The organism is Micromonospora sp. NBS 11-29 (genome assembly GCF_002140155.1).
Taxonomy (GTDB): domain Bacteria; phylum Actinomycetota; class Actinomycetes; order Mycobacteriales; family Micromonosporaceae; genus Micromonospora.
In genome coordinates this window covers 37,763-59,016 of the sequence record NZ_NAPR01000022.1, presented here as the reverse complement: position 1 = coordinate 59,016, position 21,254 = coordinate 37,763, and the positions used below count along the sequence as shown (strand labels likewise).

At 72.1% G+C, this 21,254-nt stretch carries 17 protein-coding genes; 9 read left to right on the top strand and 8 right to left on the bottom strand.

What is annotated here, in order from left to right; translation table 11 throughout:
• The first annotated feature begins 234 nt into the window (after window positions 1-234).
• The 5 genes from B1205_RS24065 (at window position 235) to B1205_RS24045 (ending at window position 7,490) form a co-directional block, all read left to right on the top strand.
• Window positions 235-1,236 carry an acetamidase/formamidase family protein gene (locus tag B1205_RS24065; protein ID WP_089157682.1) on the top strand — a complete coding sequence of 334 codons (1,002 nt, stop codon included), beginning with the start codon at window positions 235-237 and terminating at the stop codon, window positions 1,234-1,236.
• A 129-nt stretch (window positions 1,237-1,365) separates the two neighbouring features.
• Window positions 1,366-2,934 carry a class I adenylate-forming enzyme family protein gene (locus B1205_RS24060; RefSeq protein WP_176308773.1) on the top strand — a complete coding sequence of 523 codons (1,569 nt, stop codon included), beginning with the start codon at window positions 1,366-1,368 and terminating at the stop codon, window positions 2,932-2,934.
• 35 nt (window positions 2,935-2,969) lie between these two features.
• Window positions 2,970-4,559: a class I adenylate-forming enzyme family protein gene (locus tag B1205_RS24055; RefSeq protein ID WP_089157680.1), complete on the top strand. Its 1,590-nt coding sequence runs from the start codon at window positions 2,970-2,972 to the stop codon at window positions 4,557-4,559.
• A 44-nt stretch (window positions 4,560-4,603) separates the two neighbouring features.
• Window positions 4,604-6,277, top strand: a complete 1,674-nt coding sequence (locus tag B1205_RS24050; protein WP_217809869.1) for a class I adenylate-forming enzyme family protein — start codon at window positions 4,604-4,606, stop codon at window positions 6,275-6,277.
• Window positions 6,270-7,490, top strand: a complete 1,221-nt coding sequence (locus B1205_RS24045) for a cytochrome P450 (RefSeq protein ID WP_089157678.1) — start codon at window positions 6,270-6,272, stop codon at window positions 7,488-7,490. The genes B1205_RS24050 and B1205_RS24045 overlap by 8 nt, the downstream gene beginning before the upstream one ends.
• Before the next feature lie 47 nt (window positions 7,491-7,537).
• Here B1205_RS24045 and B1205_RS24040 read toward each other — a convergent pair whose 3' ends face one another.
• From B1205_RS24040 to B1205_RS24025, 4 genes are all read right to left on the bottom strand, one after another.
• Window positions 7,538-8,821 (bottom strand): phthiocerol/phthiodiolone dimycocerosyl transferase family protein, encoded by a 1,284-nt coding sequence (locus B1205_RS24040; RefSeq protein WP_089157677.1) that lies wholly within the window; start codon window positions 8,819-8,821, stop codon window positions 7,538-7,540.
• 20 nt (window positions 8,822-8,841) lie between these two features.
• Window positions 8,842-9,639 (bottom strand): arylamine N-acetyltransferase family protein, encoded by a 798-nt coding sequence (locus B1205_RS24035; RefSeq protein ID WP_089157676.1) that lies wholly within the window; start codon window positions 9,637-9,639, stop codon window positions 8,842-8,844.
• A gap of 42 nt (window positions 9,640-9,681) precedes the next feature.
• Window positions 9,682-10,704, bottom strand: a complete 1,023-nt coding sequence (locus tag B1205_RS24030) for an NADPH:quinone reductase (protein WP_089157675.1) — start codon at window positions 10,702-10,704, stop codon at window positions 9,682-9,684.
• Window positions 10,705-10,803: 99 nt separating this feature from the next.
• Window positions 10,804-11,751 (bottom strand): phytanoyl-CoA dioxygenase family protein, encoded by a 948-nt coding sequence (locus tag B1205_RS24025; RefSeq protein WP_089157674.1) that lies wholly within the window; start codon window positions 11,749-11,751, stop codon window positions 10,804-10,806.
• Window positions 11,752-12,011: 260 nt separating this feature from the next.
• Between B1205_RS24025 and B1205_RS24020 the strand changes: the two genes are divergently transcribed.
• Complete coding sequence (locus B1205_RS24020; protein ID WP_089157673.1) at window positions 12,012-12,827, top strand: SDR family oxidoreductase; 816 nt, start codon at window positions 12,012-12,014, stop codon at window positions 12,825-12,827.
• A 17-nt stretch (window positions 12,828-12,844) separates the two neighbouring features.
• Here B1205_RS24020 and B1205_RS30405 read toward each other — a convergent pair whose 3' ends face one another.
• Entirely contained in the window at window positions 12,845-13,045 is a 201-nt protein-coding gene (locus B1205_RS30405) for a hypothetical protein (RefSeq protein WP_089157672.1), read from the bottom strand.
• Window positions 13,045-13,545, bottom strand: a complete 501-nt coding sequence (locus tag B1205_RS24010; RefSeq protein WP_089157671.1) for a MarR family winged helix-turn-helix transcriptional regulator — start codon at window positions 13,543-13,545, stop codon at window positions 13,045-13,047. The genes B1205_RS30405 and B1205_RS24010 overlap by 1 nt, the downstream gene beginning before the upstream one ends.
• A gap of 244 nt (window positions 13,546-13,789) precedes the next feature.
• Here B1205_RS24010 and B1205_RS24005 point away from each other — a divergent pair, with 244 nt between their 5' ends.
• The 3 genes from B1205_RS24005 (at window position 13,790) to B1205_RS23995 (ending at window position 19,224) form a co-directional block, all read left to right on the top strand.
• Entirely contained in the window at window positions 13,790-15,040 is a 1,251-nt protein-coding gene (locus B1205_RS24005) for a cytochrome P450 (RefSeq protein ID WP_089157670.1), read from the top strand.
• Window positions 15,041-15,144: 104 nt separating this feature from the next.
• Window positions 15,145-15,948, top strand: coding sequence for a phytanoyl-CoA dioxygenase family protein (locus tag B1205_RS24000; protein ID WP_176308772.1), 804 nt, complete (start codon window positions 15,145-15,147; stop codon window positions 15,946-15,948).
• A gap of 15 nt (window positions 15,949-15,963) precedes the next feature.
• On the top strand, window positions 15,964-19,224 hold the full coding sequence (locus B1205_RS23995) for a DUF6531 domain-containing protein (RefSeq protein WP_089157668.1): 3,261 nt from the start codon (window positions 15,964-15,966) through the stop codon (window positions 19,222-19,224).
• Between the two features lie 59 nt (window positions 19,225-19,283).
• Here B1205_RS23995 and B1205_RS23990 read toward each other — a convergent pair whose 3' ends face one another.
• Both B1205_RS23990 and B1205_RS23985 read right to left on the bottom strand, forming a co-directional pair.
• Window positions 19,284-20,426 (bottom strand): questin oxidase family protein, encoded by a 1,143-nt coding sequence (locus B1205_RS23990; protein ID WP_176308771.1) that lies wholly within the window; start codon window positions 20,424-20,426, stop codon window positions 19,284-19,286.
• Window positions 20,427-20,566: 140 nt separating this feature from the next.
• Window positions 20,567-21,208 (bottom strand): NADPH-dependent FMN reductase, encoded by a 642-nt coding sequence (locus tag B1205_RS23985; RefSeq protein ID WP_176308770.1) that lies wholly within the window; start codon window positions 21,206-21,208, stop codon window positions 20,567-20,569.
• Between the last annotated feature and the right edge of the window lie 46 nt (window positions 21,209-21,254).

Below are 21,254 nucleotides of genomic sequence, written 5' to 3'. Positions count from 1 at the left end.
GGGCTCTGATCAGTTCGGCGCGCACGGTGTCACTCGTCCTCTCGAAAAGCGGAGACCGACGGACGAAAGCCCGGCGGCCCGCATTCGGAGGCTAGGAGCGGCCGTTGGGGCCGGGCATCCCTCACACTGACAGACGACCACCCGGATTCGTTTCCCTCCGTCAGGTTGGTAGTTGTTTCGGCGGTGCCCGGAATTGCTTGCCCGCCTTGTCGGCGGCTGCTTAGCGTGGCATCCGTGACGACGCATACGGTCCAGTCCACATCGGCCACGGTCCGGCCGGGAATTCTCGATCCGGACGCGGCGCCGGCCGCCAAGATCGAGCCCGGCGACGACGTCCTCTACCCGGACACCTGGACCAACTGGCACAACCAGCTCCGGTACGGCATGACGCCGGCCGACCGGGCCCGACTGCGCCGGGAGTACCCGGGCTGCCCGTTCCAGATCGTCGGCCCGGTCGAGGTGACCGGCGCCGAGCCCGGCGACGTCGTCGAGTGCCGGCTGACCGAGCTGCGACTGGGTGACTGGGGCGGCAACGCCTTCCCGACCCGGGCCGGCGCTCTGCCGTACGACTTCGACGAGCCGTACTTCCACGACTTCCGCTTCGACGACAGCCGCACCCGGGCCGACTACGTCCACGGGATCACGCTGCCGCTCGACCCGTTCGCCGGCATCGTCGCGGTCGAGCCGGCCGGCGACGGGCAGACCAGTGCGCTGGTCGGCGGCGCGCACGGCGGCAACCTGGCGCTCCCGGAGCTCACCGTGGGCTCGTCCCTGTTCCTTCCGGTGGCCAAGCCCGGTGCGCGGATCTGGCTCGGTGACATCCACGCCCTGCAGGGCGACGGGCTGGTCGACCAGACCGGCCTGAAGTCCACGGCCGAGCGCCTCCGGATGCGGTACGACCTGCACAAGAACGTGAACCTCACCCGCCCGCTGGCCGAGACGGACACGCACTGGATCGGCATCGGACTGGCCGACAGCCTGGAGGCCGCGCTGCTCGACTGCCTGCGCGGCCTGATCGGCTGGTTCAGCGAGGCGTCCGGCGTCACCCGGGCCGAGGCGTACGCGCTGTGCAGCATGGCGGCGAGCTTCCGGATCACCCAGTACGCGGACCAGAGCGAGATCCACCACGTCGACGTCCCGCTGCCGCCCAAGGGCGTGCACGCCCTGCTGCGCAAGGACGTCTTCCCGGACGGCCTGCGCGCCCGTGTCGACCGTTGGCTGCGCCCCGCGGACTGATCCGGCCCGGCTGAGGAAAAAAGAGCTGTCAATGTGAGGGATGGGCGTCGGGTGGGCCGCCGGTTAACGTGCGGTCTGCGGTCGGCGATGGTCGTCGCAATTCCCGGAAAGGAAGGCGAAAACCGGGTCATGAGTACGACGCATGAGCATTATGTCGAGCAGTTGCTCACCCGTTTCGACGCCGATCCGCAGCGCGCCGCGATAGTCAGTGGTGGTGTCACCCACACCGCGGGCGAGATCGCCGACACCGTGCGCCGGGCGGCCGTCGCGATCCGCCGCCAGGGCATCTCCCGCGGGGACGTCGTGTGCATCCTGACCGAGCCGAACACGGCCGCCACGCTGATCCTGCGCTGGGCGGCCAACCTGGTGGGGGCGACCGCCGCGCACGTACGGGGGATGAACGCCGTCATCCCGGACGACGAGCTGCGGCTGGAGTTGCAGCGCGCCGTCGTCACCGATCTGGGCGCCCGGATGCTGGCGGTCGACGCGTCGCACGAGCAGCGGGCGCGTGATCTGCTGACCGGCGACGCCGACCGGCCGGTCCTCGCGATGCTCGGGCCCGGCGGCCCGGACACGGTGGACCTGACCGCCGAGTGCGACGGGGAGGCCGTGCCCCGCGTGGACCTCACCGACGACGACCTCGCGGTGATCACCCAGACCAGCGGATCGAGCGGCCTGCCGAAGGGCGTCTGCTGGACCTTCGGCGTCAAGAACGACATGGTCGCCACGGCGTCCGGCCGCAGTGGACGGACGACCATCCTCATCACCGCGCCGCTGACCCACTCGAGCGGGTTCAGCGCCGACGACGCGCTCATCACCGGCGGCACGGTCGTCCTGCACCTGGGGTTCGACGCGGCCGAGGTGCTGCGCACCGTCGCCGAGCGCCGGGTCGGCCGGCTGATCATCGGCACCCCGCAGGTGTACGCCCTCGCGACGCACCCCGACCGGCCGGCCACCGACCTGTCCAGCCTCACCGAGCTGATCTACACGGGAAGCCCGGCCGCGCCGCAGCGGCTGCGCGAGGCCCGGGAGATCTTCGGTCCGGTGCTGATCCAGGTGTACGGCACGACCGAGACCGGCGTGCTGTCCATGCTCCCTCCGGACGATCACGACGATCCCGCCCGCTGCGCCACCGTGGGTCGGCCGGTCAACCCGGCGGCGCTGAGCATCCGGCACCCGGAGACCGGCGCGGCCCTGCCGGACGGCGAGGTCGGCGAGATCTGCGCGGTCCCACGCTGGCCCACGGCCGGCTACTGGCACGAGCCGAAGCTGACCGCGGCGCTGGTGCGGGACGGCTGGGTCCGTACCGGCGACGTCGGCCACCTGGACGCGGACGGCTACCTGCACCTGACCGGCCGGATCGCGGACATGATGAAGGTGAAGGGTCTGCGGGTGCACCCCGAGGCGGTGGAGAAGGTGCTCAGTCAGGCGCCGGGCGTCTCCCAGGCGGTGGTGTGCGGGGTCGAGGACACCAACCGGGTGGAGCACATCTACGCCGCCGTCGTGCCGGTGCCGGGCGCCACCGTGGACCTCGGGGAGCTGCGCCGTCTGGTCGCCGAGGCACTGTCCGAGAACCACGTCCCCAGCCTGATCGAGGTCCGTCAGGAGCTGCCGGTGACCGGGCCGGGCAAACCCGACCGGGTACGGCTGCGGGCCGACGCCTGCCGGGCGCTGGCGCGGCCGGGGTCCCGGCGGTGACCTCTCCCCACGCCACAGGAAGGCGAAACCGGCCGATGAGTACGACGGACCTGCACTACGTTCAGCGGTTGCTGACCCACTTCGACGCCGATCCGGAGCGCGTCGCCCTGGTCAGCGGGGACGTCCCGTACACCGCGGGGGAGCTGGCCGACGCCACCCGCCGGGCCGCGAGCGCGATGCGCGAGCACGGCATGGGCCGCGGCGACGTGGTCGGCATCGTGACCGAACCGAACAACGCCGCCACGCTGATCCTGCAGTGGGCGGCGAATCTGGTGGGCGCGGCCGCCGCGCACCTGCGCTGGGTGAACCCGACCCGGGCGGGCGACGAGTTGCAGGTGGAGCTGCGGCGGTTCCTCGGTGTCGACGCCGGCGCGCGGATGCTGGCGGTCGACCCGGCCAGCGAGCAACGGGTGTCCGCGCTGCTGCCGGACGCGACCGACGGGCCGATCCTGGCCGTCCTGGGCCCCGGGGGCCCCGGCACCGTGGACCTCACCGCCGGTTCCGCCGACGGGGTGCGTCCCGCCGCGGACCTCACCGACGACGACCTCGCGGTGATCACGCAGATCAGGCTGGCGGAGGGCGTACGGAGCGGCGTCTGCTGGACCTTCGGGGTCCGCAACCGGATGCTCGCGGCGGCGCCGTGCCTGCCGACCGGGGCCATCGCCCGGGGCGGCCCGACGACCATCCTGCTGATCACCCCGATCATCCACTACGACGTCTTCACCGCGGAGGACACGCTCGTCAGCGGAGGGGTGGTCGTGTTGCACCCCGGTTTCGTCGCGGAAGCCGTGCTGCGCGCCGTCGCCGCGCACCGGATCAACCGGCTCATGCTCGGCGGCCCGCACGTGTACGCCCTCGCCGAGCATCCGGATCGGCCGGCCACCGACCTGTCCAGCCTGACCGAGATCGTCTACAGCGGCAGTCCGGTGCCGCCGCACCGGGAGCGCGAGGCGCGGGAGGCGTTCGGTCCCCTGCTCCACCAGATCTACGGCACCACCGAGGCGGGTCTGCTCACCATGCTCACCCCGGACGAGCGCGGCGATCCGGCCGCCGCCGGCACGGTCGGCCGGCCGGTCGACCCCACGGCGGTGAGCATCCGTGACCCGCGGACCGGCGCGGCGCGGGCCACCGGCGAGGTCGGCGAGATCTGCGCGGTCCCGCGCTGGCCGTCGGCCGGCTACTGGCACGAGCCGGAGCTGACCGCGGCGCTCGTGCGCGACGGCTGGGTGCGCACCGGCGACGTCGGTCACCTCGACGGCGGCGGCTACCTGCACGTGACCGGCCGGCTCGCGGACATGATGACGATCAAGGGGCTGATCATCCACACCGAGGTGGTGGAGAAGGTCCTCGTCCAGGTTCCGGGCGTGTCGGTGGCCGCGGTGTGCGGGATCGAGGACGCCGACCGGGTCGAGCGCGTCTACGCCGCCGTCGTGCCGGAGCCCGGCGCCGTCGTGGACCCCGACGAGGTACGCCGCCACGTCGCCGAGACGTTGTCCGACCATCACGTCCCCAGCCTGATCGAGATCCGCGCGAAGCTGCCGAAGACCGGCTGGGGCAAGCCCGACCGGGTCCAGTTGCGGGCCGACGCCCGGGCGGCACTGACCCGACTCGTCACCCGGGTCTAGGGGAGCGGATGGATCTTCAGCCGGCACAGACCAGGGAGGGTCTCGTGAACCGCACCTCCACCCGGTACGTCGACCACGTCTCCGCCGACCAGCGCCGGGCCTGGGCCGCCGCGGGCCACTACCCGGACCGGGACCTGTACTCCCTGTTCCGCACGCATGTGCGACGCGCCCCGCAGGCGCCGGCCGTGCTGGACGCCCGGGGGACCGTCACCTACGCCCAGCTCGACCGGACCGCCCGGCGGCTGGCCCGCGGGCTGGCGCAGCTCGACGTCGGGCCGGGCGACGTCGTGGCGGTCCAACTGCCCAACGCCCGGCTGGCGTGCGCCGTCGACCTCGCCGTCGCCGCGGTGGGCGCCATCGTCCTGCCGTTCCCCCTCGGGCGGGGCGACCGGGACGCGGTGAGCCTGCTGAGCCGCTCCGAGGCGGTGGCCGTGATCACCGTCGCCGACCATCACGGTTACCCCTGCGCGGAGCGCATCCGCCGGCACGCCGACGCCCTGCCGAGCCTGCGGACCGTCATCGTCGCCGGCGGCGCCCCCGGCGGGACGCCGGGCTGCGTGCCGATCGAGGCCCTGGGCGTCGCCGCCATCGCGGACGAGTTCGTGCCGCGGGAGGTGGATCCCGACGGTCCGGCCCGGATCCTGGTCACCTCGGGGTCCGAGGCGGCACCGAAGATGGTCCTGTACTCGCACAACGCGCTGGCCGGCGGGCGGGGCGCCATGATGGCCGGCCTGCACCGGGGATCACCGGACACCATGCGCAACCTGTTCCTGGTGCCGCTGGCCTCGGCCTTCGGCTCCAGCGGCACGCCGGTCACCCTGGCGACCCTGGGCGGCACCCTCGTGCTGAGGCCGTCCTTCGACGCCGCGGCGACGCTGCGCACCATCGCCGAGACCCGCCCCACCCACCTGCTGGGCGTGCCGACGATGCTGCGCATGCTGCTGGACTGCCCGGAGATCCACGACGCCGACCTCAGCTCCCTGCAGGCCGCCGTGCTCGGGGGGTCCGTGCTCGACCAGGACACCGCTCGGCGCGCCGAGAAGCTGTTGGGCTGCACGGTGGTCTCGCTGTACGGCTCGGCCGACGGCGTCTCGTGCAACAGCGGCCTGGGCCGCTACGACGGCACGGTCGGCCGCCCCGACCCCGCCGTCGCGGACATCCGCATCGCCGGCCCGGACGGGTCCGAGCTCCCGGCGGGCGCCACCGGCGAGGTCGTCGCGCGCGGCCCGATGTCGCCGATGAGCTACGTCAACTCGCCCGAGCTGGACCGCACGCAGCGCACCCCGGACGGCTGGACCCGCACCGGCGATCTCGGCACGATCGACGAACAGGGCCGGCTGCGCATCGTCGGGCGCCGCAAGGACGTGGTCATCCGCGGCGGCCTCAACATCAGTCCCGCCGAGGTGGAGTCGGTGTTGATCACGCACCCCGCGATCCGCGACGTCGCCTGCGTGGCGGTGCCCGACCCGCTGTACGGCGAACGGGTCTGCGCCTGCGTCGCCACCTCCGCCGCGCTCACCCTGGCCGACCTGACCGCCCACCTGGCCGGGGCCGGGATGGAGCCGCGGAAGTTCCCGGAGCGGCTGTTGCTGCTGACCGCCCTGCCGCTGAGCGCCGCCGGGAAGGTGGACCGGCAGGCGCTGCGCGCGCAGGCCGCGAACCAGTCGTCCGACCCGGTGCAACCCGCTCCCGACCAGAGGATGTCGCCGCATGACTGAGGGAATCTCGGAGCCGATCTCGTACCTGCGGCATTGGGACCGCACCGAACCGTTCGATCCGCCGGCGGTGCTCGCCGAACTGGTGCGCACCCGGCCGCTGACCCGGATGGTGTACCCCGACGGTCACGTCGGCTGGCTGGCCACCAGCCACGACCTCGCCCGGGAGGTGCTCAGCAGCCAGGCGTTCAGCCACCGGTTCCACGACACCCACGCCCCGGTGACGAAGAAGGGCGAGGTCTTCCCGTCCGTGCCGATCGTGCCGGGTGGGTTCATCCACATGGACCCGCCGGAGCACACCCGCTACCGCAACCTGCTCAGCAGCGAGTTCAGTGCCCGCCGTACCGCGGCGTACGGCCCGCGGGTGGCCGAGCTGGCCGGCGAGCAGCTCGCCGAGGTGCGGACCCACGGATCGCCGGTCGACCTGATGGCGACGTTCGTCCGGCCGCTCTCGATGCGGGTGCTGTGCGAGGTGATGGGCGTCCCGTCGGCCGGCAGTGCGGTGCTGTCCGCGCTGAGCGACAGCGCCACCGACGACCGGGTCGGCCTCGACGGCGAACGCGAGGCCGGCTCGAACGCCTACCTCTACCTCCTGGACCTGGTGGGCAAGGCCCGGGTCGAGCCGGGCGACGACGTCATCGGGCGCCTGGCCGCCGATCCGGAACTGACCGACCGCGAGATCACCAACATGATGCTGATCGTGTTCGCGGCGGGCTTCGCCAGCTGCGAGGGCGCCCTCGCGTCGTCGCTGCTGGCGCTCCTGCACCACGGCGACCAGCTCGACGCGCTGCGGTCGGCCGCACGGGCCGGGGGCGCGAGCGGCATCGAGGCGATGGTCGAGGAGCTGCTGCGGTACACCTCGGTCAACCAGTTCCAGATCTTCCGCACCGCCCTGTCCGACGTGGAGCTGGGCGGGGAGCTGATCCGCGAGGGGGAGACGGTGACGGTCGCCCTGCCGGCCGCCAACCGCGATCCGGCCAGGTTCGGCTGTCCCGACCGGCTCGACCTGAGCCGGGACGCGTCCGCTCATCTGGCCTTCGGCTACGGCGTGCACGCCTGCGTCGGACAGCGGCTGGCCCGGCTCGTGCTGGCCGAGGGGCTGACCGCGCTGGCGCTCGGCCTGCCCGGGCTCGCCCTGGACGTGCCGCTGCGGGAGGTGCCGATCCGCCTGAAGACCCCGGTGCTGGGCGCACTGCGCCTGCCCGTCCGCTTCTGACCCGGGCATGTCCGGGCGGCCGGAGGAGATCCGGCCGCCCGGACGTGCTACCGGCGGGCGCTCGGCGCGCGATCGGCGCAGCTCAGGAGCGAGCCGCGGACGTGGTCGTGGATCGCGTCCATCTGCGCCGTGGTGAAGCACTGCGTGCTGTACGGCATCTCGAGGCTGAACCGGCCGTAGATCGTCGCCGGTGACGCGAGCAACGGCCCCGCGCCGCGCTGCGGATCCCACCGGCTGGACAGCGGGAACTTCGTCATGTCGACGATCTCCAGCCCCTTCGGCGACGGCGGGCCGTCGATCCGGCCGACGTTGGTGAGCACCAGGCTGGCCGGCCAGAGCTGCGGGTGGGCGAGCAGCCGGTCCAGGGCCTGCATCTCCAGTGCCGCGTCGCCGCGCTCGATGCCGGCCCGCAGGCCGGTGGTGAACCGGTGGCCGAGCTTGACCAGGTCGACGCCGGTCGGCACGTCGAGCAGATCGCGGTACCAGGAGACCATCGGCACCATCGTCTCGTGGCTGAGGCCCGGTGCGACCTGGTCGCGCAGGTCGACCGTGCAGAAGCTGGACAGCCGGTGGTCCTCGACCTCGTCCGGCAGCCCGGCGCGGACGGCCGCCAGCAGGGCCGCGGCGACCAGCCCGTTCACCGACACCCCGGCGTCCTTGGCGAAGGCCAGCAGGCCGGCGGTCTCCGACTCGGTCAGCCGGAGGCGGCGGGAGGTCATCAGGCTCTCGGCCGGCACCGGCGGGGAACCGGCGCCCAGGAACGGCAGGGACGCCACCGGTGCGCCCTGCGCCCGGCGGAGCCGCTCCTGGACGTACGCGTCCAGTTCGGCGTCGCTGCGCGCCGGCAGCCAGTCGTCGAGCGGCGCCGGCCACTCCTGCCGCCCGCCCGGCGGCGTCGAGTGGGTTCCGGACTGGATGTCGATGTAGCGCTGCCAGATCCGGCGGCAGAACGCGGTCGCGCTGCGGCCGTCGCAGATCGCGTGGTCGACGCCGAACATCACCACGTCCTCGTCGGCGCCGGTCAGCAGGACGGCGCGGGCGAGCGGGCCGCCCAGGTACAGCGGCTTGTTGTACTCCGCGACCTGCGCGCCGGGCTCGTGGGGCCGCACGCGCAGGCGCGGCAGCTCGTCCGGGTCCAGCAGGCTGAGGTAGAAGTCGTCGCCGTCCTTCTCCAGGCGGCTGCGCAGCCCCGGCACCTCGGCCAGGACCGCGGTGAACGCCGCGTCCAGGAGTTCGGCGTCGACGCCGCCGCGCACCACGCAGATCTGCAGCGCCTGCGTCCTGATCTCACTGACGTACATCCGCTCCGACCGGGCAATCCGTCGGCGCATGCTTCCTCCTCGTTGTCGGATCAGCCGACGTCGCCGGCCAGGATCGCGATGCGGTACGCGTGCCAGTCGCCGTCGTCGGTGACGGTGCGGGCCGACTCGATGCCGCCCCGCACGGTCAGGTAGCGGCGACCCTTCAGCACCACCTGGCCGTCGGAGACGGCCCGGCTGTAGAGGCCGCCACCCTCGCCGCCGGCCGCGAGAGCGTCGTTGATCGCCGCCTCGGCGGGCACCCAGTCCGACCGGTCACGGACCTTCGGCGTGAACTCGTAGACCGTGCTCCAGCGGCCGAGCCGGGGGCGGCGTCGCAGCGACACACCGTCCCCCTCGGTGACCAGGCGGTAGCGGCAGCCGTACTGGACCTGCTCACCCGAGGCGCCGTCGAGGCGCAGCGGCTCGACGAACGAGGGCCCGGCGTACCCGACGTCCACCAGCCAGGAACCACCGTCGACCCGGGCCAGGATCAGCATGTGCTCGACCTCGACGCCGTACGCCTGGCGTCCCTCCGCCGTGGTGCCGCCGATCAGGTCGGCGTCGAACCCGAGATCGTGCAGCAGCCGGAGGAAGAGCCGGGTCATCTGGACGCAGCCACCGCCGTTGCCCGCCGCGACCACCGAGTCGAACGTCGCGTCCTCGTCGAAGTCCACGAGGTCGATCAGCCGGCCGCTCGGCGCGGGCACGGCCAGCGAGCCCGCGCTGTTGAACGGGATGTTCTCCATGTGTCGCTTGTGCAGGGCGACCATGGTGGCCAGGTCCGCGCCCGGCCGGCCGGCGGTCGGGTCGTACCCGAGTCGCCGCAGGTACGTGTCGCTGTCGTACATCGTTCGTCCCTCTCGGCGTGTCCTTCGCGCGCTGACCGCCGCCTAGTCGATGTCGACGACGACCCTGCCGACGACGCCGGCCTCGACGGCGTCCTGCGCCTCGCCGGTGCGTCGCAGCGGGAACCGGTGGATCGGCAGCCCGGCCTCCTCGCCCACGGCGAACGCGCCGTCGGCCACCGCCCGAGTGACGTCGGCCGACGCGAGGTCCTTGTCGGCCACCGGCAGCGTCATCACGAGCACGAACTGGAAGCGCAGGTTCCGCCCGATCGCCTTCTTGGCCGGGATGGCCAGCGTGCGGTCCCCCTCGGTGCCGTACACCGCGACCGTGGCGTTCTGGGCCAGGACCTGCATGGCGGTGGTGATGTTCCTGGTCGCCGCCACCTCGACGATGAGGTCCACGCCGCCCGGCGCGACGGCCCGGATGTCGGCCTCCACGGTGGTCGACCGGTACTCGACGATGTGCGCGGCACCGGCCGTGCGGGCCAGCTTCGCCTTCTCCGGGCTGCTGACGGTCGCGATCACGGTCGCCCCGGACCAGGCGGCGAGTTGGATCGCGGCATGACCCACGGCGCCGGCGCCCCCGGCGACCAGCACCGTCCGTCCGTCGAGGGCGCCCGGGCCGAGCCGGTCGGGGCCGTTCTGCACGGTCATCAGGCAACGGTGGGCGGCGACGGCGGAGAGGCCGAGGCAGGCGCCGGTGTCGAACGAGGCGTTCGCCGGCAGCGGCACCGCGAGGCGGGACGGGACGATGCTGAACTCGGCGGCCGTGCCGTGGGGCCGCTTGTAGGCCGCCTCCCACACCCACACCCGCTGGCCGACCCGCTCCGGTTCGACGCCCGCGCCGACGGCGTCGATCACCCCGCTGCCGTCGTTGTGCGGGATCACCTCGGGGAACATGAGGACGCCGTTGCGGTGTCCGAACCGCCGGCCCTTCCAGTCCGAGTGGTTCACCCCCGAGACGGCGACGCGGACCCGGACCTCACCGGGGCCCGGTTCGGGAACGGGCCGGTCCACCAGGTGGAGGACATCGGCGTCGCCGGTGGATGAATACACGATCGCCTTCATGTCGGGAGATCATTCAATGTATTGCCGTCCTTCGAAGTGTTTGGAACGCGGTGCCGGCAGGTCCGACGACCTGCCGGCGCGCATCTCGACACGCCTTTTCTAGCTGCCCGGCTCGTCGTTCTTCTCGAACGCGGAAACCAGCGGGCGCAGCGGCGTGAAATCGTGCCACGGGTCCTGCAGGACCTCACGCCACGTCGCCTCGTGGCCCCGGCGCCGAAGCCGGAAATAGACGGTGCGGCGCACCCTGTCGGAGGTGTTGTTGCCGACGTTGTGACCAACCATGTAGTGCTTCAGCAGCATGTCGCCCGCCTTGCCGCGGATCTGCACCCGCTCGGGCAACGTGATGTCCGGATAGGAGGTGAACGCGTCGGGTCCGCGCTCCCGGAAGTACTGCGCGTGCTGGCGGTGCGTCCCCGGCCAGACGAACAGGTTGCCGGAGTCCTCGTCGTCCTGGTCGGTCAGGAAGAAGCCGGCGAGCACCGTGAACGTGCGGGGCGGGTCGTCGGCCTTGCGCGTCATGCCGCCGTCGATGTGCGGCATGCCGCGGTCGTCGGTGTACGGCGGGTAGGTCAGCGCGACCTGCGTCTGCCACGGGTACTCCATGGCGCCGTCCCCGGTCAGCTCCTCGGCGAGCGCGAAGGCCGGGGTGTCGCGCAGCAGCGCCGCCAGGGCCGGTTCCTCGTCCCACTTGCCGAACAGGAAGTGCGGTCCGGCATGCCCTTCCGCGGGGGGATGCTCGCGGAGTCGCTCGTCGACCGCCGCGTTCGCGGCGGCCAGGATGTCCGGCGGAATGACGTCCGGGATCACGATGAAGCCACGTTCCGCGAACTCCAGCAACTGCTCGCGGGTCAGCTTCCGCTGCACGCTCAACGTCTGCGAGTCGATGCTGTTCGGCGCGGTCGGGGCGGAGGGCGCGGCCCGCCGGGCCGACTCCAGGATCGCCTGCTCGATCGCCGCCGTGGGCGAGGCGCCGCCGCGGGTCAGGGCGGCGAGGGCCTGCTCGATCCGGTCGTCAACGCGAATGGTGATCGTGTCGTTCTCAGCCACGAACTGCCACCCTTCCTGTCACATCTTGATTTTTAGGACGTGCAGCCGATGCTAGGTCGAATTCGGTCTCGTCCATATCCCCCGGTCTGACAGCGACGGCTATTGGACCGGGCCCGATTCCGGCCGCGCGGCGATGCGTCGAGACCGTGGAATGTCGCCTTTCCGCATGCCCCGCCTGTCAGGCTGAGGGATGCTGGCCTACTCGCCACCCCGTTAGGTTGGTGGCGATTTCGTCCACCCTCGGCCCCCTTGGAGAATTCATGTCTGTCCTTGTCATCGGCGCGAAGGGCAACGTCGGCGGCCATGTGATGGCCGGGCTCCGATCGGCCGGAATTCCGGTCCGCGGATCCAGCCGTACGGCGGGAAGCGTCGGGACACCGGACGACGACGCCGCGATGGTCCGGCTCGATCTCGACGATCCGGCGACGCTGCCGGCGGCGCTCGACGGCGTGGAGAAGGTCTTCCTGTACGCCAGGCCGGAGAGCATCGCCGCGTTCGTCAGCGCGGCGCGGACGGCCCGGGTGAAGCACGTCGTCCTGCTGTCGTCGGCCTCCGTGGTCGACCCGGCCACCCGGCACAGCGTGAGTTCGAAGAGGCACGCCACGGTAGAGGAGGCGTTGCGGGAGTCCGGGATGGCCTGGACCTTCCTGCGCCCGACCACGTTCGCCAACCAGTACCTCCGCTGTGTCGGGGCGATCCGGGCCGGTGACGTCGTGCGGGGCCCGTTCCTGGAGGTCCGCATCGCGTCGATCCACGAACGCGACATCGCCGACGTGGCGGTCCGGGCCCTGACCGACGCCGGGCACGAGGGCCAGGCGTACTGGCTGACCGGGCCGGAGGCCCTGACGCAGCGACGGCACATCGAGGTGATCGGCGAGGTGCTCGGGCGGCACATCGAGGTCGTCGAGGTGGCCCCGGAGGACGCCGATCCGAAGCCGACCGAGTTCTACGTCCGGAACATGACCGAGCTGCTGACGGCTCGGTGCGTCGTGACCTCCGCCGTCGAGGAGACCACCGGGGCGCCGGCCCGCTCGTTCCGGCAGTGGGCCGAGGAGCACGTCGAACACTTCATCTGACGGGCGACGCCGGATCGTCAGCCACGTCCGATGCGCCGGCGCAGCCGTGCGATCGGGCGTCCGCAGGGCCCGGCCTCCGACGTTTCGGCCCCGGGGGTCGGCACGCTCCGCCGTTGCCCTTCGGGGTCGTCCACGCAGTCCCGCAGGTAGGCCACGGCGCTGTCCAGTTCGGCGTGGGAGGCGTAGTGGAAGAAGGCGAACGGATTGAAAGTACCCATCATCTCTGCCTGCCGTGTCCAGATACGGGTGAGCCGTGGCCGAGGTCGCAGGGCGGTGTCTCGGCGGTGTACCAGTCGAAGAGTTCCGGCGACAGGGTCCCGGCCAACCGACGCGCCAACTCCTCCAGCGTGCCGATCAGATCCTTGACCTGGCCGGGGTCCTGGATCCCGGCCGCCGTGGCGAGCTGCTCGTCGACGCCCGGGGCCGCGCCGTGCCGGGGAACCGGCCGGACGACCCTGCGTCCGGGGAATTCCGGGTCGGCCGCGGTGGTGACCGCGCCGAGGTCGCTCAGGGTGGCCAGGAAGGCCGCGACCCGGCTCGACGAGAAGCCGGTACGGCCGGCGATCTCGCTGACCGACGTCTCCGGGTGCTCGAACACGTCGGTCATGACGGTGAGCGCACCGGGAGCCAACCGCCGCGATCCCGAGGGAGCCGGGATGGCGTCCTCGCCGATCCGCGCCAGCGTACGTCCCAGTTCGTACAGCTCGAAGCCGTCCATGCGGGAAGCCTGACGGCCGGGGGACGGGCGCACCATCCCGCAGGTTGACGGTGCGCCCGGCGGTCGTCGCCGGCGTACGACGACTAGCAGCGTGCGGGATGCCGGGTGCCGAGGTCCGGTCCTAGCCTCGCCTCGACGGGCTGCGAGCCAGCGGGACACCGAGCGCGGTGTCCGGACGATCCCGGCCGACGCGACGTGATGCCCATCGATCATCGCCGGTACCGAGTGGGAGATGTGAGCCGACATGGCCGTGACGCAGTCCGAAGTGACCCTGGCTGGCCTTCTCGCCTACCTCGACGTGTTGCGGGCGCGGGGCGACGTGCACTTCGACCCGAAGATGCGGGCGTGGCACGTCCTCGGCTACCACGAGGCCCAGCAGGTGCAGACCGACCCGGTGACCTTCTCCTCGGAGGTCGCCGCGCTGGCGCCCGGGCAGGAGGACTTCAAGGGCAACTTCCTGCGGGCGGACGATCCGGAGCACCGCCGGCTGCGCGGGGTCGCCGGCAAGGCCTTCACCCCGAAGATGGTCGCCGACCTGGAACCGCGCATCGTCGAGTTGACCACCGAGCTGCTCGACACGGCGGACGCCGGGGGCGACCGGTGGGACTTCATCGAGGGCCTGGGCCACCCGTTGCCGTTCCTGGTCATGGCGGAGATGCTCGGCGTTCCCGCCAGCGACCACGCGTTCATCCAGAAGCTGTCCGACGCCATCGTCGAGGTGCGCAGGATGGACCCGGCGAAGTCGGCCGGTGGGCGGGGCGCGGGGAACGGCGACGGGCCGGCGCTGCGGGAGGCGAGGCCGCAGCACGAGTTGGACCTGTACCTGCGGGAGATCATCCGCGCCCGCCGCAAGGACCCCGGCGACGACCTGGTCAGCCGGCTCCTGACGATCGAGGCAGACGGGGGGCGGCTGGACGAGGAGGAGGCGCTCGGTGCGCTCAACGTGCTGGTCGCGGGCCACCACACCACGACCGCCGCCCTGGGCAACACGGTGCTCGCGCTGGACGAGAACCCCCACGTCTGGGACCGGTTACGGGCCGACCGGTCGCTGGTCCCGGCCGCGATCGAGGAGTCGGTGCGCTTCCGGCCGCCGTTCCCGCGTTCGCCCCGGCAGACCACAAGGGACACCGAGCTCGGCGGCCAGCAGATCCCGGCCGGCGCGACAGTCCTGGTCTGGCTGACCACCGCGAACCGGGACGGGCGGGTCTTCGCCGACCCCGACCGGTTCGACATCGCCCGCAAACCGAATCCGCACCTCTCGTTCGGTAAAGGCATCCATCACTGCATCGGCGCGCCGCTGGCGAGACTGGAAGCGAAGATCGCCTTCAATCTTCTGCTGGATCGCTACCGCACCGTCCGCGTACGCGAGGACGCTCCCGCCGACCTCCGGAACCCCTGGGCGACGTCCGGGGAAAGGCCCGGCCAGTGGGGCATGGGCGACATGATGATCCCGCGCGTCGTCAACAAGCTGCCCATCGAGGTCGACAAGCATTGAACGTGCGGGAGCGACTGTCAGCCCGAGGGATATAGGCCCCCTCTCCGTCCGGCCTAGCATCAGCCGTGCATCCCGGAAATCGGGCGTGAAGAAGGGTGGTGGCAGTGCCGAACAACGGTGACGGGCAGGCGGTGTCGAGCGCGAAACGGCTGCTGACTCGTGCACAACTCGGAGAATTCGTCGAGCGCGGTTACATCGTGATCCCGGACGTGGTGCCGCCGGATCTGCTCGCCGCGGCCAACGGCCTGGTCGACGCGCTGGTCAGCGCCCGGCCGACACCGGCCGGGCACGTCGGGACGCGTTACCTGTTCCAGGAACTGGAGGACGCCCCGGTGCTCGCGGCGTTGTTGCAGGACACCGCGGCCGTCCAGCTCGCCGAGCAACTGATCGGGCCCGACGCGCTGGAATTCCCCGACACGGTGCAGACCGCGCTGACCTACCCGCCGTTCGTGGACGCCCGGGAAAAGCCGCACATCGACGGTGGCAAGGGGCGTAAACCCGACGACCCGCCATGGACTTTCACCATGCTGGCCGGCTTCTTCCTGACCGACCAGTCGTCCGACGACGCCGGTAACCTGTTCGTCTGGCCGGGCACCCACGAGGCTCATGCGCAATTGTTCCGCGAGCGCGGGCCCGACGCCTTCACCACCTATCCCACCGTCGATCTTCCGGAGCGCGAACAGGTGCGCGGCCGTCCGGGGGACATGTTCTTCAAGCACTATCTTCTCGGCCACAACGGCGGCAACAACACCAGCGACACCGTGCGCCGAACGGTCTACTTCCGGCTGCGGCGAAAGGGCCACGGCCCGACGTGGCGTGCGGTCCTGCAGGATCCCTGGCACGACTTCCCGCCGTTGCGGGAGTTGACGTCGTCGTCCCGTCCAGCGGGTCAGACTTCGCCCCGATGACAGGAGAGAATTGTTATGCCTGACGTCAACGATCTCGTGGACGTGGCGACCGGCGACGTCGTCCTGGCCGAGACCGATGTCATGCTGCCCGGCGTCCTGCCGCTCGTCTTCGAGCGCCGCCACCGGTCGTCCCCGCGCGCGGGCCGGTGGTTCGGAAGGTCCTGGATGTCGAGTCTCGACCAGCGCCTGCGGGTGACCGGCGAGCAGATCGAGGCGAGCTTCGCCGACGGGCAGGTCCTGCGCTGGCGGCCCCGGGGCGACGCCGGCGCCTCCGCCCTGCCGGTGAGCGGCCCGGCATGGCCGTTGCGGCAGAACCCGGACGGTTCCTACACCGTGAACGACCCGCAGCGCGGCCTCACCTGGCAGTTCGAGCACCGGGCCGGACACGCGGCGGGCGAGCTCCCGCTGACCTCGGTGACCGACCGCGCGGGCCACGAGATCACCTTCAGCTACGACGGCGCCGGTCGCCCGCTCGGCATCGCGCACTCCGGCGGTCACCGCCTGCGGGTGTCGGTCACCGGCGACCAGGTCACGGCGCTGACCGTCGCCGGACGCGACGGCCTGGCCGACGTCACCCTGCGCCGGTTCGAGTACGACGGCGCCGGCAACCTGTCCGGCGTCGTCGACTCGACCGGTCTGGCGCGGCGCTTCACCTACGACGACGCGGGCCGGGTGACCGGCCGAACCGACCGCAACGGCCACTCCCGCCGGTACATGTTCGACGACGAAGGCCGGTGCGTCCGCGTGGACGGCCCCGACGGTGTCCTGCTCGGCGCCCTCGCCTTCGAGCCCGGCGTCACCCGCTGGACCAACGCCGGCGGAGCGGTCACGACCTACGAGATCACCGGGTCCGCCCGGATCGCCGCGATCACCGACGCGACCGGGAAGACTGCGCGGACGGAGTACGACGAACGGGGCCGCGTCGCCGCTCACATCGACGCCCTCGGCCGGGTCGTCCGGTACGCCTACGACGACCGCGGCAACCTGGTCGCGGTGACGAACCCGGACGGTCGCGAGACCCGAGTCGACGTCGACGACGCCAACCTCCCGGCCCGGATCACCGGCCCGGACGGCGGCGTCTGGCTCCAGGTCTTCGACAAGTACGGCAACCTCACCGAGCTGACGGCGCCCGACGGCTCGGTGCTCAGGTGCGGGTACGACGCCCGCGGCCACCTCGCCGAGGTGACCGACGCGAACGGCACGGTCACCACGGTGGCGTGCGACTCCACCGGCCTGCCGGTGGCCGTCACCGAACCCACCGGCGCGGCGGTCCGCTACGAGCGGGACCAGCTCGGCCGGGTCGTGCGGATCACGAGTTCCGACGGCGGGACCACGTCCTGCACCTGGACGACGGAGGGCCTCCCGGTCTCGCGCACGCTGCCGGACGGGTCGACCGAGACCTGGGCCTGGGACGGCGAGCGGAATCTGCTGCGGCGGACCTCGGCCACGGGAGCGGTCACGTCGTACACGTACTCACCGGGCGGTCAGCTCGCGTCGATCGCCTGGCCGGACGGCGCGCTCAGCGAGTTCGGGTACGACGACGGCCGCTGCCTGGCGGTGGTGACCCACGGCGGGTTGAGGTGGCGGTACGAGCACGACTCCGTCGGCCGGCTGAGCGCGCAGACCGACTACAACGGTTCCACCACGCAGTACTGGTACGACGCCGCCGGGCAGCTCGTGCACCGGGTGAACGCCAGCGGCCACGAGGCGTCGTTCGCGTACGACCCGATCGGCAAGCTGGCGTGGCACCACGTCGCGGACGGCACGGTGACGAAGTTCGACTGGGACCCGGCCGGCCGCCTCCTGCGTGCGTGGAACGACGACGTGGACCTGGTCCTCGTCCGCGACGTGCTCGGACGGGTGGTCTCCGAGAGCTGCAACGGCCGCACCGTCACCCTCACCTACGACGCGGCCGGCAACGTCACCGGTCGGGTGACTCCGTCCGGTGCCGCCACCGCCTGGGCCTACGACGCGGCCCGGATGCCGTCGGCGCTCACCGTCGGCGGCCGGGAGCTGCGGTTCGGCCACGACCCCGCCGGCCGCGAGACCACCCGGAAGTTGCCCGGAGGCGTCGTCGTCACCCAACGGTGGGACCAGCTCGGCCGCCTCGTGGCCCAGGACCTCACGGGCCCGGTCGCCGCGCGGCCGCTCCGGCAGCGTGCGTACACCTTCGGCCCGGACGGGTTCGTCTCCACCGCGACGGACGCGCTCGACGGCGACCGGAACTTCCAGCGTGACGCCGCCGGGCGCCTGACCATCGTCACCGGCGAGGGCGGGGGACACCCGGCGCGGTACCGGTACGACCCCGTGGGCAACCTCGTGGACGTCGCCGGTCCGGCCGCCGGCGTTCCGGACCTGCCGTCGCAGGGTCCCCGGGAGATCAACGGAACCCTCACGGCACGGGCCGGGAACGTTCGTTACGGATACGACGCCGCGGGACGGGTCATCTCCCGGACCCGGACGGGTGCCACCGGCGATCCGGAGACCTGGCGCTACACCTGGGACGCCAACAGTCACCTCTACTCGGTCACCCTCCCCGACGGGACCAGATGGCGGTACCAGTACGACCCCCTCGGCCGCCGCATCGGGAAGCGTCATCTCGCCGCCGACGGCGCGCTGCTGCGGGAGACGCAGTTCTCCTGGGCCGGGCCCCTGCTCGTCGAGCAGCGTGACCTGGACGGCGACACGGAGAAGGTCACCACCTGGGAGTACGGGGGTGACTGCGGCGTGCCGCTCACCCAGGTGTCGGGTGCGGACTTCCACTGTGTGGTCGCCGGTCAGGGCGGCAGGCCGACCGAGCTGGTCGCGCCCGACGGTTCCGTCGCGGGCGACGCGACCACCCCGTGGCGAGGACCCGGCCGGTACCACGACCGGGAGACGGGCCTGCACTACCACCAGCACCGGTACTACGACCCGGAGACCGGCGTCCACCTGTCGCCGGCTCCCGGTGCCCTGTCGTCCGGGTCGAACCCGCACGCGTCCGCCCCCGTGCCCGTCGTCGTCAGCCGCCCACCCGGCCTGCTCAACGGTGACGAGGCGGCGGCGGTGGTCCGGGCCGGCGTCTCGGCGATGCGAGCCGGAACCGGCAGCGGGGAGACGGTCCTCGGCGGGACCTGCCCGGCGGGGTGGACCAGGGTGGCGGTGGAGCACTGGATCGGCTCCCTGCTCCACTCGTCCCGCCACCTGCCGGTCGCCGCCGGCGTGGACGGGTTCGACGCGCGGCTGTTCACCGGCGAGCCGATTCTNCCGCCGATCCCGCTGACGCCGGGAGAGTGAACTCCGCCCGGTGCGTCCGTGGCACGGGCGCACCGGGCGGAGTTCGTTCGTGGACGCCGCTAGCTGGAGGATCCGCGCCCGTCGAACTTCGAACGCCCCGCGGTCTCCACGTGGGTGACGAGTTCGACGCAGCGGCTCGACGCCGCCAGCGCATCCGGATCGCCGGTGCGCGTGAACGTGTCCATGGCGATGTCGACGAATTTGATGACGTGTTCGTCCCCGTGCTCGACCGCCCGGGCCATGGCGTCCTCGGGCGTGGTGACCCCCTTGACGTGGGCGACGAGATCCGCCGGATCGGCGGCCGGGGGCAGGCACGCGGCGCGCAGGGCGGCGGCCGCCTGCCACGCCAGGTCCATGCTCGGCACCCACAGCTCGCGCGGCAGGACGGGCAGCACGCGTAGCACCGCGGCGGGCGCCGTCGAGGCGTGGACCCGCATGACCGGCTGGCCGTGACCGCGTGGCAGGTAGTCGACCACCGTGGCGTCGATCACCTGGGTCAGCAGCGTGGGCACCTGCTCGGGGTCGTCCACCGACCGCAGCCCGTCGAGCGCCGGCTGCCACCCCTCGGTGGTCGGGAGCTGGGCGATCCGGTACGGCACGCCCCGGGACTGTTCGGCGACCGGCGGTACGGCGGCCAGGGCGTCGGCCGCGGTCAGCGAGCCGGACCGGTGCGAGGGATCGCCGTGCACCGGCCGCCAGCACGCCGCCCAGTACCCGAGCGCGTCGAACAGTTCGACCAGGAGCGGATTGTCGTCGACGTGGCCGGCCGGTTCGGTCGGCGATCCGCTCTCCGCCTCGGCGAGGGTCAACGAGTGGACCACATGGCCGACCCGGATCACGCCGTGCGTCGCGCCGCCGGCGATGCCGGGCAGCAGCCGGGGCCACCATCGCGTGACCACCTCGCGCCAGGGGCGCTCCGCGAGCTGGCGGTGGAAGAAGGCCGTCCAGTCCGCCACCCGCGTGATGTCGCCGAGCGCCTCCCGCCAGTCGTCCTCGGTTACGGTGGCCAGCCCGCGCGGCGGTTCCACCAGGCGTCGCGTGTAGTTGTCGACCCAGCGTCGCACGGAGTCGGCGTACCCGCGTCGGACCATGGCCTCGACGGCCATCGGGCCATGGTTGCTGAGGCCATGGCCGCCCCATTCCGGTCCCGTCTCGTGGAATCGCTGGTACGCCTCCAACAGGATCGAGTCACTGTCACTCATGGGAAGACTCCAAGCTGGTTGCGGAGCGCTGTCTGCCACCCTTTGTGGACATTAGGTGCCGCGTCGCGCCGCCCACTATCCCCGGCGTTGGTAGTCGGCGCGGGGCCTGGCCCCGGCCACGGTGATCAGCGACGGCGTGCCTACCGACGAGGAGGTCGGGGCGGCATGGCCGCGAAGAAGGCGCGCAGCGGGGCCACGGCGTGTTCACCGGCGCCGCCGTCGATCGCGGCGGCCAGCGCCGCCAGTTGGACCTTGGCGATCCGCGTGGTGAACGGGTCGGAGATGGTCGGGACGAACTGGCCCTGCTCGTCCTCGACGTCGACGAGCTTGGTCTGCGCCTCGGTGAGCACCACCCACGGTCCGCTGACCACGTGCGCGTGGCAGTCGTGCAACACCCGTCCGAGGTCGGTCAGCACGTTGCGGCCAAGGCCGCCCCCGGTGGTGGCCACCATGGTCACCACGCACTTGCCGTGCAGTGCGGCGTCCCGGACCGGGCGGGAGACCCAGTCGACCGCGTTCTTCAGTACGCCGGGGATCGAGCTGTTGTACTCCGGCGTGACGATGAGCAGGCCGTCCGCCTGGCGGACCGCGTCGCGCCACGTCTGGACCGCGGCCGGGCCGCCGTCCCGGGAGTCCAGATCCTCGTTGTACAGCGGCAGATCACCGAGCCGGTCGAAGACGTCGATCGTCATCGGGTCCGGGGCCAGGGGCCGGACGGCCGCCAGGAGCCGAGAGTTGAAGGACCCTTTACGAAGCGACCCGCAAATGCCGAGAATTCGCACCTGTTCAGCCTCTCTTTTTCGTGACAACCTGCCGGCGCAATCGTAG

Coding starts and splice junctions, on each gene's coding strand:
- B1205_RS24060 (WP_176308773.1), top strand. CDS start 1,366: ATGAGTACGACGCATGAGCATTATGTCGAGCAGTTGCTCACCCGTTTC.
- B1205_RS23990 (WP_176308771.1), bottom strand. CDS start 20,426: ATGAGTGACAGTGACTCGATCCTGTTGGAGGCGTACCAGCGATTCCAC.
- B1205_RS24055 (WP_089157680.1), top strand. CDS start 2,970: ATGAGTACGACGGACCTGCACTACGTTCAGCGGTTGCTGACCCACTTC.
- B1205_RS24035 (WP_089157676.1), bottom strand. CDS start 9,639: ATGTACGACAGCGACACGTACCTGCGGCGACTCGGGTACGACCCGACC.
- B1205_RS30405 (WP_089157672.1), bottom strand. CDS start 13,045: ATGGGTACTTTCAATCCGTTCGCCTTCTTCCACTACGCCTCCCACGCC.
- B1205_RS24045 (WP_089157678.1), top strand. CDS start 6,270: ATGACTGAGGGAATCTCGGAGCCGATCTCGTACCTGCGGCATTGGGAC.
- B1205_RS24010 (WP_089157671.1), bottom strand. CDS start 13,545: ATGGACGGCTTCGAGCTGTACGAACTGGGACGTACGCTGGCGCGGATC.
- B1205_RS24005 (WP_089157670.1), top strand. CDS start 13,790: ATGGCCGTGACGCAGTCCGAAGTGACCCTGGCTGGCCTTCTCGCCTAC.
- B1205_RS24030 (WP_089157675.1), bottom strand. CDS start 10,704: ATGAAGGCGATCGTGTATTCATCCACCGGCGACGCCGATGTCCTCCAC.
- B1205_RS24020 (WP_089157673.1), top strand. CDS start 12,012: ATGTCTGTCCTTGTCATCGGCGCGAAGGGCAACGTCGGCGGCCATGTG.
- B1205_RS24040 (WP_089157677.1), bottom strand. CDS start 8,821: ATGCGCCGACGGATTGCCCGGTCGGAGCGGATGTACGTCAGTGAGATC.